The organism is Sphingomonas sp. SUN019 (assembly GCF_024758705.1).
Classification (GTDB): domain Bacteria; phylum Pseudomonadota; class Alphaproteobacteria; order Sphingomonadales; family Sphingomonadaceae; genus Sphingomonas.
Genome location: NZ_CP096971.1, coordinates 2665128 through 2679142, shown reverse-complemented (window position 1 = coordinate 2679142; position 14015 = coordinate 2665128). Strand labels below are relative to the sequence as shown.

The window sequence follows — 14015 nt, the reverse complement described above, 5'->3', positions numbered from 1 at the left end:
GTTCCATCCCCGGGGGACCGCGCCTTAGCGGTTGAGATTTGGCTGAAGCCATGACCCGCCGAACCTGATCCGGTTGAGACCGGCGGAGGGAGGGAGGTCACCAAAGACCGTCCTTGCTCCGATACTGGAGCATAAATCATGGCCGACGTCCCCGCCCGCACCGAAATCCCCCTCGCGGGCAGCGCAATAGGCGTAACCACCGGCCCAATCCGCGGCTCGCGAAAAATCCACGTCGGTCCCTTGGGCGTAAAGATGCGCGCGATCGACCTCGATCCGTCGTGCACCGAACCCCCGCTGAACGTATACGACACGTCCGGCCCCTACACCGACCCGAACGTCCGCATCGACATCCAGGCCGGCCTGCCCCCACTCCGCCGCGAGTGGATCGAGGCGCACGGCGACGTAGAATCCTACGCCCGCCGCGAACTCCGCCCCGAGGACAACGGCCAGCTCGGCCCCGACCGCAGCGGCGGGGTACAGCCCTTCCCCAACGTCGTCCGCCGCCCCTTGCGCGCCAAACCCGGCCAGAACGTCAGCCAGATGCACTACGCCCGCCGCGGCATCATCACGCCCGAAATGGAATATGTCGCCACCCGCGAGAACCTCGGCCGCGAGATGATCCGCGGCCACATCCGCGACGGCGAAAGCTTCGGCGCAGCCATCCCCGACTACGTCACCCCAGAATTCGTCCGCGACGAAGTCGCCCGCGGCCGCGCCATCATCCCCAGCAACATCAACCACCCCGAATCCGAACCGATGGCGATCGGCCGCAATTTCCTGGTCAAGATCAACGCCAACATCGGCAACAGCGCGGTCGCCAGCAACGTCGCGGCAGAGGTCGACAAGCTCGTCTGGTCGATCCGCTGGGGCGCGGACACCGTCATGGACCTCAGCACGGGCCGCAACATCCACGACACCCGCGAATGGATCATCCGCAATTCGCCCGTCCCGATCGGCACCGTGCCCATCTACCAGGCGCTGGAAAAGGTCGGCGGCGTCGCCGAAGACCTGACGTGGGAAATCTTCCGCGACACGCTGATCGAACAGGCCGAACAGGGCGTCGATTATTTCACGATCCACGCCGGCGTCCGCCTCGCGTACGTCCCGATGACCGCCAAGCGCGTCACCGGCATCGTCAGCCGCGGCGGCAGCATCATGGCGAAATGGTGCCTGTCCCACCACAAGGAATCGTTCCTCTACGAACGCTTCGACGAGATCACGGAGATCATGAAGGCGTACGACATCGCCTACAGCCTCGGCGACGGCCTGCGCCCCGGCAGCATCGCCGACGCCAACGACGAGGCGCAGTTCAGCGAGCTCTACACATTGGGCGAACTAACCCACCGCGCGTGGAAGAGCGACGTCCAGGTGATGATCGAAGGCCCCGGCCACGTGCCGATGCACAAGATCAAGGAGAACATGGACAAGCAGCTGGAGGTCTGCGGCGAAGCCCCCTTCTATACGCTCGGGCCGCTCACCACCGACATCGCGCCGGGCTACGACCACATCACCAGCGGCATCGGCGCCGCGATGATCGGCTGGTACGGCACCGCGATGCTCTGCTACGTCACCCCCAAGGAGCACCTCGGCCTCCCCGACCGCGACGACGTAAAGGTCGGCGTCGTAACCTACAAACTGGCCGCCCACGCCGCCGACCTGGCCAAAGGCCACCCCGCCGCGAAAATGCGCGACGATGCTCTCAGCCGCGCAAGATTTGAATTCCGCTGGCGCGACCAGTTCAACCTGTCACTCGACCCCGACACCGCCGAACAATACCACGACCAGACGCTACCGGCAGAAGGCGCCAAGACCGCGCATTTCTGCTCGATGTGCGGCCCCAAATTCTGCTCGATGAAGATCACGCAGGAAGTGCGCGATTTTGCCGCGAAGCAGAATTCGAGCGCGGAGACGTTTATTGCCGCCGAGGAGGCGGAGGCTGGGATGGCGCATATGAGCCAGCTCTACAACGAGACAGGCCGCGAGCTTTACGTGGGTGCCAGCGGGCGGGAGCACGACTGATGGCGTCAGAGTTTGACGGCCTTGATGGCCGCATACTCGTTGGCGTCTTGGATCGCGGCAATCAGTTTATCGATCCAGTCCTGAGAGTAGGTGTAATCGCCATGCGCAGGATGGTAAGTGCAAAATTTCTTATTGCAGCCCGACGGATCGGTGCTGTCGGCTTTGGGCCGCACTCCATATTTCCTCCATGCTTGAACGTGATTATGTGAAGAGAAGGCGAGCCCTGTAGCCATCTTGACGGCTTTCACGACGGTCATCGGTTTATAGGGCCATTGCTCATCGGCAGCCACTTTTTGTACTACGACCTCATGTTTTTTGTCGCTGCCTGGATTGTTATTTGTGAAGACGATGTTTGCGTCACCCTTTGATACCTTTTCAAAGGAGTATGCGACTTTGAACTGAAATTGCATACCTTCTGTTCCGTCTTGTTCGGACACCTCCTTAATGTGCTCGTTGATCGCATTGATTTCTGGATTTAAGTCGTACTTTTGTAATTGTGCAATTTGATCCGGACTCATTTTTGAGAACTGAAGCGCGTATGATAATGTACTCCCCAAACTCATTCTTGATCCAAAAAAAGCACAAATCACCTCTTCAAAGTTTAAGCAATTGGCTTGAAACAAGGGATAAAATGAACGTCCTAGCGACGCCAGAATTTTGTGCTCTACATCATCACGAATTGTTTTTATCGCTAGAAGATTTTTTTTGATATCCTTAGCTAGCGGGCAGTCAGATCGCTTGAGCATTTGGCTCAGCAAGAGAGTATTTCCCGTCTTGTCTTCAAGTTTTACGCCCTTTCGGTCATAAAACTCGTGAAGCAGGTAGGTCCATGCCACGTTTGCTAACATGGAAAAGAGCTCGGTCTTAAACAGCAGTCCTGGCAAATTAAAAACCTGAACAGCGAGCATCATCGCCTCGCGCGACCGAACCAGACGCTCGTCTTGGAAAGGCGACAAACCGGTTTTCAAATCGACGAGCGACTTCTCAAATTTGAATGCGCCCGTCTCGTCCGCCGTCGCTGGTTGGATCGACCAGTCCTTTACGCCCGATAATCGTCCAAAATTTACTGAGGGTGTTCGACCGATATTTATAAGGATATGAATATCCTGATTTCTCTCACCATCGATCGCTAGAGCCTTTGCGATTCTTTGCTCGGCAATCGTTAGTGACGGTGTAAGTGCCATAATGCGTAGATCCTGCCGACAAAGCCGGAATTACAAACTAGCTTGCTGTCAGGGTCAATCACAGACGGACTGAATGAATTGCCCCACCTAGCCCACATCGCCCTCGTCGTCCGCGACTATGACGAGGCGCTCGCCTTCTACGTTGGCAAACTCGGCTTCGAGCTGGTCGAGGACACCCACCAGCCCGAACAGGACAAGCGCTGGGTCACGATCCGCCCGCCCGGCGCGCCCGCCAGCGCCACCAATATCCTCCTCGCCCGCGCCGCCACCGACCACCATGCCCAATACATCGGCGATCAGACCGGCGGCCGCGTCTTCCTGTTCCTCGCAACCGACGACTTCGCCCGAGACCACGCCCGCTTCACCGCCGTCGGGGTCGAATGGGTCCGCCCGCCCGCCGACCAACCCTACGGCCGCGTCGCGGTGTTCAAGGATCTCTACGGCAACCTGTGGGATTTGGTGCAGTTCGCGCCCGGTCACCCGGCGGCGTCACCGACTCAATAATGATACCGGCACGACAGCACTTCGACCACCTGCGCGTCACCCGACCGGAGCGCGCGGTAGATCAACCGGTGCTCGCCGGTGATCCGCCGCGACCACCAACCGGCAAGGTCGCGCTTCAACGGCTCGGGCTTGCCCGTCCCACGAAACGGATCGCGGCGGCATTCCTCGATCAGGCCACTGATGTTCTCCAGCACGCGCACATCCTCGCGCTGCCACTGGAGATATTCCGCCCACGCCTCGCGATCGAACGAGACCTTCACGGCCGGATCAGTTCATGCTCCTCGCCTTCGCCGGCGTCGAACCGCTTGATTCCTTCGAGCAGACGCCTGGCGTTCGCTGGCGATGACAGAAGGTGCAGCGTCTCTTCCATCCCGGCCCATTCGCTCTCGGAAATCAGCACCGCGCCCTCGCCGCGCTGACGCGTGATCGTGATCGGCGCACGGTCGGCGACGACCTTGTCGATCATCGCCTTCAGATTTTCACGCGCTTCGGAATAACTGACGGTTTGCATCATCGGAACATGGACAATCTTTTGTCCAATGTCAACGATCGCGCCACTTTCAATGAAAACCCGGTTTCGTGAAAAGTGACCCGCGCAGTTTGTACATCCGTGCAATCTCCATCTGACCCAGTGGACTCCGCGCTCCCCACGCGTCACCCTCCACCCATCGCGCCCGCCGGAGCCCCATCATGCCCCTAGCCAACGCCACCCCCGTCACCTCCGTCATCACCCGCGACCGCGGCGCCGCGGAAGCATTCTACGCCGAGACGCTCGGCCTTCCCCGCCTGCCCGGCGACGATTTCGCCGCGGTGTTCGACCTCGCGGGCGTGCCGCTGCGCGTCACCGAAGTACCCGGACACACCCCCTCGGCACACCCGATCCTCGGCTGGCAGGTCGCCGATATCGCCGCCACCGTCCGCGCGCTCACCGGCCGCGGCGTCGCCTTCACGATCTACGACGGCATGGGGCAGGACGCCCTCGGCATCTGGACCGCGCCCGGCGGCGTCACGAAGGTCGCGTTCTTCCCCGACCCCGACGGCAACGTTCTCAGCCTGACGCAGGCGTAGCGCATGACAAAGTCCGCTATGCCGCGACGCCACAACTGAATGTCGTCGAAGTAACGCTGCTGCTTTAGAGCAACCCGGAAATCGCCCGTGCCCAGCGTACAACGCGGACAATATCGACGCTGCCCGGCCTAAGCCGATACTGCACGGGATAGTTCCCGGCCGACGCGCTGCGCGCTCCATAACCGATATCTGCGCCTCCTGATGGATGCCCCCACGCCACACCGCTCGCGCAAAGCATCCAACAAGGCCCGGCGAAACCTTCCAAAGTTGGAAAACCTTTGCTCCACACTGGTCGATGGCAAACAAACCGAACCGCAACCGCGCGCTCGCCGACACCGGCCAGCGCGACCCCGAAACCGCCCTGGAGCTGGACGATAACGGCGATCCCCCGCCCGAGCCGTTCGACATCACCAGCTTCGACCCGAACGATTACGAATGGCGTCCCGTCGTTCGCCGCCCGCGCGCCGATGGCTGGACGCCCGAGGTGCAGCGCACCTTCATCGAGGCGCTCGCCGACACGGGCCTCGTCTCCACGGCGTGCGAAGCGGTCGATATGTCGGTGCAGAGCGCCTATCGCCTGCGTCGCGCGCCGGGTGCGGAGGGCTTCGCACACGCATGGGAGGCGGCGACCGCGGCGGCGGCGACGCGGCTGATCGACGTCGCCTTCACCCGCGCGATCCAGGGCGTCGACGTGCCGGTGTTCGACCGCGACGGCTGCCGGATCGGTGCGAAATGGCAGTATAACGATCGCCTGTTGATGTTCCTGTTGCGCGCCTATCGCCCCGACCAGTTCCGCCACGCGCAGGACGATACGCGCCGTCCGAACGAACCTGCGCCGGCCGCGCTCCCGGTCGATGATGCGCTCGCCGCGCTCGGGCCGGCCACGCCCGCCGATCCGCACCGCCTGATGCCGCCGGACCGGCTCGCCGACGCAGTCGACATCGCCCACTCCATGGGCGAGCTTTACGAGGCTCATCCCGATCTCGACCGCGAACGCTACGTCCGCCCGCGCATCGAGGCGAACCATCCCCGCGCCAACGAACGCGCCCGCCTCCGCCACAAACGCGAGTATGAGAAATTGCGGCGCGAGGATGAAGAGGGGGAAGGCGAATGACGCGCCGATGCGTTCCAGAGCGGGTTGTGACCTTACGGAGGCGTCATTGATTGCCCGTGCGTGTTCGTCCGGCAAGGAACGTCGTGCCGCGGGTAGCAGCGCTACCCGCAAGCGGCGTGACGCAGCCGACGGGCGCGCCCGGGCAACCGCTGCGCGGCGGGCGGCTTTTGCCCCAGGGCGGCGTCGCTCGTCGGTCACGATGCAAAAGCATCGCTCCGCTCCTCACTTCTTGCCCTGAACCAAAAGCCGCTCCGTCACGATGCCTCCGTAAGGTCACAACCCGCTCTAGGCCTAACCTTAGCCTAACCTTCCGCGCCGCGCCGTCGGGCAATCCCGCGCCAGTGGACACGCTTCGCATTCCGGCACATCCCACCGGCAGACGGTCTGCCCCAGCCGCTTCATCGCAATGTGAAATCCCAAAAAAACATCGCCCGACCAGCGCGGCCTGGCCGCGGTGACGGCCTCGCTCGCTGCGCGATAATCGGCGCCCGGCCCGACGAAGCCCAGCCGCTGCAGGACGCGCAGCACGTGCGTGTCGACGATCAGCACCGGCCGCCCCAACGTGCTGGCGTTGAGCGTCGAGGCCGACACCTTGCGCGCCACGCCCGGCAGCCGTTCGAGCCATCCGAGCGCCTCCTCCAGTGGACGATCACCCAGATGCCCCAGCACGAAACCGCCATCCTCGTGGGCGATCCGGCGCAACGCGGCGACCAGATGGTCGGCCTTGGCCTCGGCGAAGGTCACGTCGTGGATCACCCCAGCCACTGCTTCCGGCGTCGCCTGCGCGAGCGTCGCAACACTGCCATACCGCGCGCCCAGCCGGCGATAGGCCGCTAGCGACACCGCATCACGCGTCCGCGCGCTGATCAGCGATTTGACGAGCTGGCCGATCGGCTTACGCCGCGTCGCAGGCAACGAAACCGGCGTGGCCGCGAACAGCCGGTCACGCCACGCGGACAGATCGGATGTGACGAAGGCGAACGCGTCCTGCACTCCGTGAGTATAGAACATATAAGGAACGAATGGAAGCGTTCAGGCGGGCTGGATCGGCAACGCCCAGTCGATCGGCGTCAGCCCCCTGCTCTCCAGAAAAGCGTTGGCCTTCGAAAAATGTCCGCTCCCGAACCACCCCGCGTGCGCCGACAGCGGCGACGGATGCGGCGCGGTCAGCACCAGATGCCGCCCCTCACTCCCGACGAACGCCGCCTTCTTCTGCGCATAGCTGCCCCACAGCATGAACACGACCGGCTCCTCACGCGCCGCAACCAATCGCACGATCGCGTCGGTAAACCGCTCCCACCCGCGCCCGCGATGCGACGCCGCCAGCCCGCTCTCGACCGTCAGCACGCTGTTCAGCAGCAGCACCCCCTGCCGCGCCCAGCTTTCCAGAAACCCGTGGTCCGGCGGCACGATGCCGAGGTCGGAACGCAGCTCCTTGTAGATGTTGACCAGGCTCGGCGGCGGTCGGACACCCGGCCGCACCGAAAAGCACAGGCCATGCGCCTGCCCTTCGCCATGATAAGGATCCTGCCCCAGGATCACGACGCGCACCTGCGGCAAAGGCGTCAGCTCCAGCGCCCGGAACCAGTCGCGCGAATGCGGAAAGATGCGCTTCCCCGCCGCCTTCTCCGCCACCAGAAACGCACGCAGATCGGCCATATAGCCGCTTGCGAACTCCGGTTGCAGCGGCTCCGCCCAGCTCGGGTCCAGCGACGCCTGCGGCATCAGCGCACGCCCGCATCGAACAGGAAGCTGTTGATGCTCAGCCGCCCGCTCACCGGATCGGCGGGCAGCGCGACCCCCGCCGGGATGTTCGCGCAGTGCAGCGCGTGACTGCGATAGATCAGCCCGCGATTGGGCGCCGCGTCATACGCCGCAATCTGTTCATACAGCGGCGTATCCCCCGCGATATACGCCGCGGGTGGCATCCCGTGTTCGGCCACCCCCGCCGACAGCGCTGCGTCGAACGCCGGAAAGCGCGCCACATCGACCGTCTCGAACCCCGTGCCGCGCTGGCGATAGAAGGCCGTGCCGCCCTGCTCGGCCCCCGACAGATAGATCAGGATCGCCAGCCGGTCCGGCTCCAGCCCGTCGACATGCGGCAACCGCTGGATCGGCGCGAGCGCGGCGGGCTGCGTCGTGACGATCGAAAAGAAGCATTCCAGCACCGGCGGCGCGACCCCGAACACCTCACCAATCACGTCCGCCAGATCGTCGCGCATCGCCCCCGCCGCGGCGGGCGGGACGGGCGCGCGCACGCCCGGATAATATTCGCCCATCCGCCCGTAATCGGCCCGCGCCGCCGCGGCGCGCCAAGAATCGGGCGCGGCGAGCATGTCGTCGATCACGATCACCGGCTGCTGTTCATGCCCCTGCCGCACGACGCGGATTCTGGCCGCAGGATTGAGCACGTTCAGCGTCATCGCGCCCGTCTGCCACCGCATCGCACTCTCGCGCAACCAATGCGCGGATCAGCGGACCTCGACGCCCCTCCAGAATGCGATCCGGTCCTTGATTTCGGCCGCGGCGGATTTCGGCTCGGGATAGTACCACGCCGCGTCGCGGTTCTCCGCGCCGTCGACGACGATCGAATGATAATGCGCGGTGCCCTTCCACGGGCACATGCTGGTCGTCACGCTCGGCCGCAGCAATTCCGCGTCGACCGCGTCGGCCGGGAAATAGTGATTGCCCTCGACCACGACGGTATCGTCGCTCGCCGCGATCCGCGCGCCGTTCCAATACGCCTCGACCATCCCGTCCTCCTATCGCTTGCGCAGCTTCACCGAGTTCGCGTCGCTCAACTCTTCAGCGTCACCATGTTGACCGCATTCTTGCTCGACGGGTTGGAGGCGTTGGCTTTGGGTGGCTTTTCCGCCTTGGGCTTGCGGATTTCCTTGCTCGACTTCTTCTGGCTCTTTGCCATCATCGCTTCCGATCGGGGCGGAAGGCCCCGCCGCCACCTTACGCCCCTCACACAGCGGTGGCGCGGCAAATCGTGTTCGGCGCGTCGAACTGCGCTACAGCCCCGTCATGGACTCCCGCTCGTTCCGCCGCCGCCTGCGCGCCTTTCAGGACATTCACGCAGGGACGCCCGATCCGGGCTTCGTCGCGGACCTCGAATTTCTCGAAAATCGCGACCTCGATCTCTCGGTGCGGCTGGGCGCGATGCTGGCGTTCAACGCGTTGCTCATCACGATCGGCACGCATCCCGTCTCCGCCTCGCCCGGCGCGCCGCTCAGCCTGGACGCCGCGACCCATCCGGCACAGACGATCGCCAGCCTGATCGGCGTCGCACCCTTCGTCGCGGCGAGCTACCTGTGCCTTCGCGCGTTGTTGATCGGCGAGGATTTCGATCCCGACCACAGCGACGCCGACGCGCTCCGCCGCAGCCTGCTCGCCGCCTTCGTCCGGTCGATCGACGCGCAGGGTCGGCTGCTCGGCCGAGCGATCTACGCGACGCTGACCGGCGGCGTCGCCACGCTCCTGGTCTGGGCGTGGATCATCGGGCAGAAGATCGCGGGCTGACGCCTCAGAACGATCCCGGCGCCTCGCGCTGCGGCGTCGTGGGCCGCGCTGGCGTCAACAACTCACGCGCATTGGCCGATGCTGCACGCGTCGCGCTGGTCGATGCGGCGCGCGCATTCGCCGCCACGCCCGAGATGCGCGTACATGGCACGCCCGCCAGGAAGTCGATCGCCGCCCGCGTCGACGCCTCTTCGGGATCGCCCATCTGCCGCGTGATGTCGTCATTCGCCTGACAGCTCGCCTCGACCTTCGTCGCCAGGCCATCGTAATAGTCGCCCTGCCGCGCCGCGTTCTGCGTCGCAAACGCCACCACGCGCAGCCGGTCGTCGCACGCCGCCCGGTCCAGCGCGATCTGCCCGACCGGCTTGCCGAACGTGTTGCCGCCGATCAGTCCCGCATTACTACGCAGATACGGAATGAAGGCGTTGATGACGAGTTCGCTCGCCGACGCCGTCCCCCCGGTGCCGATGAACGCGACCCGCATCGGCGCGATCGATTGCGGCTGCGGCGCGAACTGCCTGGTGTCGTTGTTCGACGATTTCTCCGGCCGGAACGTGGTGTAGCTGAACACGTCGCTGGTCGACCGTCCGCCGCCAAGCAGGTCGCCCATCAGCTCGGCGATCGACACCAGCCCGCCGCCGTTATAGCGAAAATCGACCACCACGTCGGTCACGCCCTGCGCGCGGAAATTGGCGAACGCGCTGCGCAGCGCGGGTTCCGCGGTGTCGATGAAGGTGCGCAGGTTGACGTACCCGTATTTCTTGCCGTTCCGCTCGATGATCTTCGCGCCGTACCGCGACGATACCGGGGTCAGCGTGTAATCGGTCTTGGTCAGCGTCACGTCTTTTACGCCCGATGCATCGGCGATGCGCAGCACCCGCGTCATCGACGCGCTCGATTCGCCCAGCGCGTTGCTCACCGCCTGCGGTCCGCCCGCCGCGATCAGCGAATCGACCGTCTGCAGCGTCGCGGCGCTGGTCCCGATCGCGACGATCTCGGTCCCGCGGTCGATCCCCGCGGAGAGCGCCGCGGTGCCCTCGAACGCCTCGATCACCACCACGCGCCGCGCCGCGGTGTCATATCCCAGCCGGAACCCGAACCCGGCGCTCGACCCCTGCTGGTAATAGGCGTTCTCTTCCGCGATCGAGGTCAGATAGGTGAAATACCGGTCCTTGCGCTGCGCCCGCGCGGTGGCGGTCAGCGCGTCGATATAATCGTCGACCGTCGTAAAGCCAGCCGGGCTCAGGCTGGTGGGCAAGGTGTCGGGAAACAGATACCATTCGCGCAACTGCGCTTCAGCCCATTGCTGCCGATTGAGCAACGAGCACGCGGATGTCGCGGTCGGCGTGGGGGTGGGCGCAGGCCCCGCCGTCGCTCCGGCCCCGGATGTAGACGCGCCACCGCCATCGCCGCCGCATCCGGCCAGCAACGCGCATGCCGCGATCGCCGCCGTCAGCCGATGTCCCACACCCATGATTCGCCCCAACGCTACAATGGCTTGCAGCAATCACACGCCCGGCGTCAACGCAATCGAAATCGCTTCGCGGCTGGTGCTTCAGACGACGATCTCGCCCTCGTCTTCGCCATCCCAATAATGCACGCGCTTCGCCTTGACGTGGATCATCACGACGCCCGGCGTATCGACGCCCTGCTTGAACCAGCGATCGAGATCCTTGGTCCAATGCTCGGCGAATTGCGCCTTGTCGCGCACTACGTCGGCGACGCCCTCCACCGCGACGAAGAACGGGCGCATCCCGAGCAGCCCCGACGATCCCTGCAGCGACAGTCCCACGTGCGGATCGCGCGCAATGTCGGCGACCATCAACGCATCCTCCCACGTGAAATACCAGCTGTCGCCGTCGTAATCGACCTCGCGGTTGTTGCTCATCGGCCGCGCGCCGATCGCCCCGCCCTCGGCGTGCGTCGACAGCATCGTGAAATCGATGTCCTTCATCTTCTCCGCAATGTCGGAAAGGGTGCGGGTCATGGGGAATCCTCCTGTGAAGCTGATGGCGACAACGCCGCGCGGCCACGTTCGGGCTCACAACAATCGCAGGGCTTCCGGATCGTCGTGACCGTCCCAGAACCGGTCCAACACCGCGCGGAACGGCGCTGGATCGTCGGCGACCGCGGCGAACAGCGTCATCGACGACCGCAGCTTCACCGCATCGATCGCGCCCATGATCGCCTCCGCCGTTCCGGCTGCGCCGCATACAGCCGCGCTCGCCTCCACCAGGCGCAGCCCCAGTACCGGATGCGCCAGATAGGCCCGCGCCTCATCCCGCCCCGATATCGCATAGGTCTGCGCCATCGCGCTGCGCCCAAGGCCCGCGATCTGCGGAAAGACGAACCACATCCAATGCGTCGCCTTGCGCCCGCGCCGCAGTTCGGCCAGCGCGGCCGGATACACGCCCTGTTGCGCCGCGACGAAGCGATCGAGGTCGAAGCCGGTCATCGCGGCGAAACGCGCCGGTGCGACGATCGTGCCGCCTTATGCGTTTTCCCATTTCGCGAAGGAGGACAAGGATGCTGGAACATATCCCCGCCTGGCTCGGCAAGGCATTGACCGGCGTCCGCGCCGGAGCCGACAAGCTGGCGATAGCGCATCCCGATCTCGGCGGCCGCTTCGATGCGGTTGACCTGAAAAGTCCCGCGTTCGCGCACGGCGCACGGTTGCCGGAACGCTTCACCGCGGACGGCGCGGGCGTATCGCCGCCGCTCGTGTGGGGCGTGGTGCCCGCCGGAGCGGCCCGGCTGGCGCTGCTGGTCGAGGACGCCGACGCGCCGACGCCGCAGCCGCTGGTTCATGCGGTCGTGTGGGATTTGCCGCCCGATGCGGGACGGCTGGAGGAGGGCGCGATCGTCGCCGACGGGTCTGGAAACGCCGAACGAGACGTCGGACGCAATTCCTATTTCGCCGAGGGCTGGCTGCCGCCCGATCCACCGACCGGGCATGGCGCGCATCGCTACGCGTTCCAGTTGTTCGTGTTGGGAGAGGGGGCGGGCGATCCGGGCGATACGCCCGGTCGCGCGGCATTGGTAAGGGCGATGGCGGGGCACGTGCTCGCCGCCGGACTCCTCATCGGCACCTACAGCCGGGGAGAGGAGGCTTTGGTGGGCACAGCTCAGATGACGGTGGCGGCAGCCTCGACATAGAGCAGCAGCGCCGTGGTCGCGAAGGCGGCGAAGCCGAGCATGGTGGAGCGGATCATCGGTCTGGTCCTTGGTAGAGGAAGGTGGCGGGTTCCGGTCAGACGACCGGAACCACGGGAACGGCGGCGCTGATCATCAGCGCGGCGAAGACGACGGCACCGACGAAGCTGACGGCGTAGCGTTGGACGTTTTCGAAACGAGCGGTCATTTCAGGTCTCCTGCGGTGGCGGCCGGACCATCCGGCGGCCGATGCCAAGAGCTTTGCAGAAGCCGTGCCAATTCTAGAAACGGCGCTTTTCAACGGATTTTCGTCAGCGCCCGTTCAGCATGGGGTTCAGCACTGGCGAAATTCGCCAATCGGCGACGGGATTATACGCCAACATCCGGCGCGCAGACCACGCGGTCGCGGCCATCGGCCTTCGCCCGGTACAAAGCGGCGTCGGCGCGCGTGATCAGATCGACCTTCGGCGCGCCTGCGACGCCGCTCGCCAAGCCCGCCGAAACGGTCACCGATCCGATCAGTTCGTTCGTGTCGCGCGACCGGAACCTGCGCGCGGCGACCGCGCGCAGCGCGACATCGAGGAACTCGGCGACCGCAGCGCAATCGCCGTTCTCGAACAGCAGCGCGAATTCCTCCCCGCCATAGCGGGTGACCAGATGCCCCTCGCACGCCTCCGCCAGCGTCTGGCCGATCGCCTTCAGCACACGATCGCCCACGGTATGCCCGAAGACGTCGTTGACGCGCTTGAAATGATCGATGTCGCAGATCGCGATCGTCACCGGCGTTCCGACGGGCAAGGCGTCGAACGTCTCGTCGAAGGCGCGACGGTTGGGCAGACCGGTCAAGGGATCCTGCCGCGCCGATCCGCGCGCCTCGTCCAGCGCGATGCGCAGGTCGTCGGCCTCACGCGTGGCGTTGGCCAGCCGCACCTCGGCCGAATGGACCCGCGCGATCATCGCCCCGGTCAGCCGTGCAATCTCGTCGATGCCCGCGGCCGGTCCGGCGCGGCGCATCGCCGCCGCGCTTTCCGCCAGATCGCGCCCGAACCCCGTCGCCTCGACCTGCATCGTCCGCATCGTGTCGACGAATCCTTCGACCTGCATCTGCGTGCGGGCGATCAGGCCGTCAGCGGTCGGGTCCGGGGTCGCGGTGATGGCGGCGCTCGATCGCACGACCGCGTCGAATGCGACCGGCGCACCCGCCACCGCCTCGCCGCCCATCGCTTCGATATCCATCCTCGACAGCCGGATGCCGCCGTCGGTGATCGACGTGACTGCCTGCGCAAGCGGCCCTTCCGGGTCGCTCAGCACCAGATACGCGAAACTATAGTGCGCCGGTTCGGGGCTCAGCCGGTGCTCGGCCAGGAACGCGCCGATGCGGCCGAACAGGTCGTCGACCTGCCCCCCGTCCATCACCATGCGCATCGCGCTCCCCGTCACCCGCCAGC

The 14015-nt window shown here is 65.1% G+C and carries 18 protein-coding genes and 1 riboswitch; of the genes, 6 read left to right on the top strand and 12 right to left on the bottom strand.

Going from position 1 to position 14015, the window contains the following annotated elements:
* Window positions 1-108, top strand: a riboswitch (TPP riboswitch).
* A 30-nt stretch (window positions 109-138) separates the two neighbouring features.
* Entirely contained in the window at window positions 139-2019 is a 1881-nt protein-coding gene (gene thiC / locus M0208_RS12850; RefSeq protein ID WP_258892078.1) for a phosphomethylpyrimidine synthase ThiC, read from the top strand.
* A gap of 5 nt (window positions 2020-2024) precedes the next feature.
* Here the strand turns inward: thiC and M0208_RS12845 are convergent, their stop codons facing one another.
* Complete coding sequence (locus M0208_RS12845) at window positions 2025-3203, bottom strand: DUF3644 domain-containing protein (protein ID WP_258892077.1); 1179 nt, start codon at window positions 3201-3203, stop codon at window positions 2025-2027.
* A gap of 78 nt (window positions 3204-3281) precedes the next feature.
* On the opposite strand from M0208_RS12845, the gene M0208_RS12840 reads away from it, so the two are divergent.
* Window positions 3282-3707 carry a VOC family protein gene (locus M0208_RS12840; RefSeq protein WP_258892076.1) on the top strand — a complete coding sequence of 142 codons (426 nt, stop codon included), beginning with the start codon at window positions 3282-3284 and terminating at the stop codon, window positions 3705-3707.
* Here M0208_RS12840 and M0208_RS12835 read toward each other — a convergent pair.
* Together M0208_RS12835 and M0208_RS12830 are read right to left on the bottom strand one after the other, a co-directional pair.
* Window positions 3701-3967 (bottom strand): Txe/YoeB family addiction module toxin, encoded by a 267-nt coding sequence (locus tag M0208_RS12835; protein ID WP_258892075.1) that lies wholly within the window; start codon window positions 3965-3967, stop codon window positions 3701-3703. The genes M0208_RS12840 and M0208_RS12835 overlap by 7 nt on opposite strands.
* The gene (locus M0208_RS12830; protein ID WP_258892074.1) at window positions 3964-4221 is read right to left on the bottom strand and encodes a type II toxin-antitoxin system Phd/YefM family antitoxin; all 258 of its coding nucleotides are present in this window, start codon (window positions 4219-4221) and stop codon (window positions 3964-3966) included. Before M0208_RS12830 ends, M0208_RS12835 begins: the two co-directional genes overlap by 4 nt.
* Window positions 4222-4397: 176 nt before the next feature.
* Between M0208_RS12830 and M0208_RS12825 the strand changes: the two genes are divergently transcribed.
* Complete coding sequence (locus M0208_RS12825; protein ID WP_258892073.1) at window positions 4398-4775, top strand: VOC family protein; 378 nt, start codon at window positions 4398-4400, stop codon at window positions 4773-4775.
* A gap of 295 nt (window positions 4776-5070) precedes the next feature.
* Window positions 5071-5889, top strand: a complete 819-nt coding sequence (locus M0208_RS12820) for a hypothetical protein (RefSeq protein WP_258892072.1) — start codon at window positions 5071-5073, stop codon at window positions 5887-5889.
* Between the two features lie 297 nt (window positions 5890-6186).
* On the opposite strand, the gene nth is transcribed toward M0208_RS12820, so the two are convergent.
* Genes nth through M0208_RS12795 form a run of 5 tightly spaced genes read right to left on the bottom strand, consistent with a single transcriptional unit; the run spans window position 6187 to window position 8812 of the window.
* The gene (gene nth / locus M0208_RS12815) at window positions 6187-6882 is read right to left on the bottom strand and encodes an endonuclease III (protein ID WP_258892071.1); all 696 of its coding nucleotides are present in this window, start codon (window positions 6880-6882) and stop codon (window positions 6187-6189) included.
* Window positions 6883-6921: 39 nt separating this feature from the next.
* The gene (gene ung, locus M0208_RS12810) at window positions 6922-7614 is read right to left on the bottom strand and encodes a uracil-DNA glycosylase (RefSeq protein ID WP_258892070.1); all 693 of its coding nucleotides are present in this window, start codon (window positions 7612-7614) and stop codon (window positions 6922-6924) included.
* Complete coding sequence (locus M0208_RS12805) at window positions 7614-8333, bottom strand: DUF6445 family protein (protein ID WP_258892069.1); 720 nt, start codon at window positions 8331-8333, stop codon at window positions 7614-7616. The genes ung and M0208_RS12805 overlap by 1 nt, the downstream gene beginning before the upstream one ends.
* Before the next feature lie 27 nt (window positions 8334-8360).
* Window positions 8361-8642: a DUF427 domain-containing protein gene (locus M0208_RS12800; protein ID WP_258892068.1), complete on the bottom strand. Its 282-nt coding sequence runs from the start codon at window positions 8640-8642 to the stop codon at window positions 8361-8363.
* Window positions 8643-8686: 44 nt separating this feature from the next.
* Window positions 8687-8812 carry a hypothetical protein gene (locus M0208_RS12795; RefSeq protein WP_258892067.1) on the bottom strand — a complete coding sequence of 42 codons (126 nt, stop codon included), beginning with the start codon at window positions 8810-8812 and terminating at the stop codon, window positions 8687-8689.
* A gap of 107 nt (window positions 8813-8919) precedes the next feature.
* On the opposite strand from M0208_RS12795, the gene M0208_RS12790 reads away from it, so the two are divergent.
* On the top strand, window positions 8920-9414 hold the full coding sequence (locus tag M0208_RS12790) for a hypothetical protein (RefSeq protein ID WP_258892066.1): 495 nt from the start codon (window positions 8920-8922) through the stop codon (window positions 9412-9414).
* 4 nt (window positions 9415-9418) lie between these two features.
* Here M0208_RS12790 and M0208_RS12785 read toward each other — a convergent pair whose 3' ends face one another.
* The 3 genes from M0208_RS12785 to M0208_RS12775 form a co-directional block, all read right to left on the bottom strand.
* The gene (locus tag M0208_RS12785) at window positions 9419-10888 is read right to left on the bottom strand and encodes a S41 family peptidase (RefSeq protein WP_258892065.1); all 1470 of its coding nucleotides are present in this window, start codon (window positions 10886-10888) and stop codon (window positions 9419-9421) included.
* Between the two features lie 81 nt (window positions 10889-10969).
* Window positions 10970-11401, bottom strand: coding sequence for a pyridoxamine 5'-phosphate oxidase family protein (locus M0208_RS12780; protein ID WP_258892064.1), 432 nt, complete (start codon window positions 11399-11401; stop codon window positions 10970-10972).
* 54 nt (window positions 11402-11455) lie between these two features.
* Window positions 11456-11869 (bottom strand): DUF1810 domain-containing protein, encoded by a 414-nt coding sequence (locus M0208_RS12775; protein ID WP_258892063.1) that lies wholly within the window; start codon window positions 11867-11869, stop codon window positions 11456-11458.
* A gap of 71 nt (window positions 11870-11940) precedes the next feature.
* On the opposite strand from M0208_RS12775, the gene M0208_RS12770 reads away from it, so the two are divergent.
* Window positions 11941-12570: a YbhB/YbcL family Raf kinase inhibitor-like protein gene (locus M0208_RS12770; protein ID WP_258892062.1), complete on the top strand. Its 630-nt coding sequence runs from the start codon at window positions 11941-11943 to the stop codon at window positions 12568-12570.
* Between the two features lie 366 nt (window positions 12571-12936).
* Here the strand turns inward: M0208_RS12770 and M0208_RS12765 are convergent, their stop codons facing one another.
* Window positions 12937-13992: a GGDEF domain-containing protein gene (locus M0208_RS12765; protein WP_258892061.1), complete on the bottom strand. Its 1056-nt coding sequence runs from the start codon at window positions 13990-13992 to the stop codon at window positions 12937-12939.
* Window positions 13993-14015 lie beyond the last annotated feature (23 nt).

Coding starts and splice junctions, on each gene's coding strand:
- thiC (WP_258892078.1), top strand. CDS start 139: ATGGCCGACGTCCCCGCCCGCACCGAAATCCCCCTCGCGGGCAGCGCA.
- M0208_RS12845 (WP_258892077.1), bottom strand. CDS start 3,203: ATGGCACTTACACCGTCACTAACGATTGCCGAGCAAAGAATCGCAAAG.
- M0208_RS12830 (WP_258892074.1), bottom strand. CDS start 4,221: ATGATGCAAACCGTCAGTTATTCCGAAGCGCGTGAAAATCTGAAGGCG.
- M0208_RS12825 (WP_258892073.1), top strand. CDS start 4,398: ATGCCCCTAGCCAACGCCACCCCCGTCACCTCCGTCATCACCCGCGAC.
- M0208_RS12820 (WP_258892072.1), top strand. CDS start 5,071: ATGGCAAACAAACCGAACCGCAACCGCGCGCTCGCCGACACCGGCCAG.
- ung (WP_258892070.1), bottom strand. CDS start 7,614: ATGCCGCAGGCGTCGCTGGACCCGAGCTGGGCGGAGCCGCTGCAACCG.
- M0208_RS12805 (WP_258892069.1), bottom strand. CDS start 8,333: ATGCGGTGGCAGACGGGCGCGATGACGCTGAACGTGCTCAATCCTGCG.
- M0208_RS12800 (WP_258892068.1), bottom strand. CDS start 8,642: ATGGTCGAGGCGTATTGGAACGGCGCGCGGATCGCGGCGAGCGACGAT.
- M0208_RS12795 (WP_258892067.1), bottom strand. CDS start 8,812: ATGGCAAAGAGCCAGAAGAAGTCGAGCAAGGAAATCCGCAAGCCCAAG.
- M0208_RS12790 (WP_258892066.1), top strand. CDS start 8,920: ATGGACTCCCGCTCGTTCCGCCGCCGCCTGCGCGCCTTTCAGGACATT.
- M0208_RS12785 (WP_258892065.1), bottom strand. CDS start 10,888: ATGGGTGTGGGACATCGGCTGACGGCGGCGATCGCGGCATGCGCGTTG.
- M0208_RS12780 (WP_258892064.1), bottom strand. CDS start 11,401: ATGACCCGCACCCTTTCCGACATTGCGGAGAAGATGAAGGACATCGAT.
- M0208_RS12775 (WP_258892063.1), bottom strand. CDS start 11,869: ATGACCGGCTTCGACCTCGATCGCTTCGTCGCGGCGCAACAGGGCGTG.
- M0208_RS12770 (WP_258892062.1), top strand. CDS start 11,941: ATGCTGGAACATATCCCCGCCTGGCTCGGCAAGGCATTGACCGGCGTC.
- M0208_RS12765 (WP_258892061.1), bottom strand. CDS start 13,992: ATGCGCATGGTGATGGACGGGGGGCAGGTCGACGACCTGTTCGGCCGC.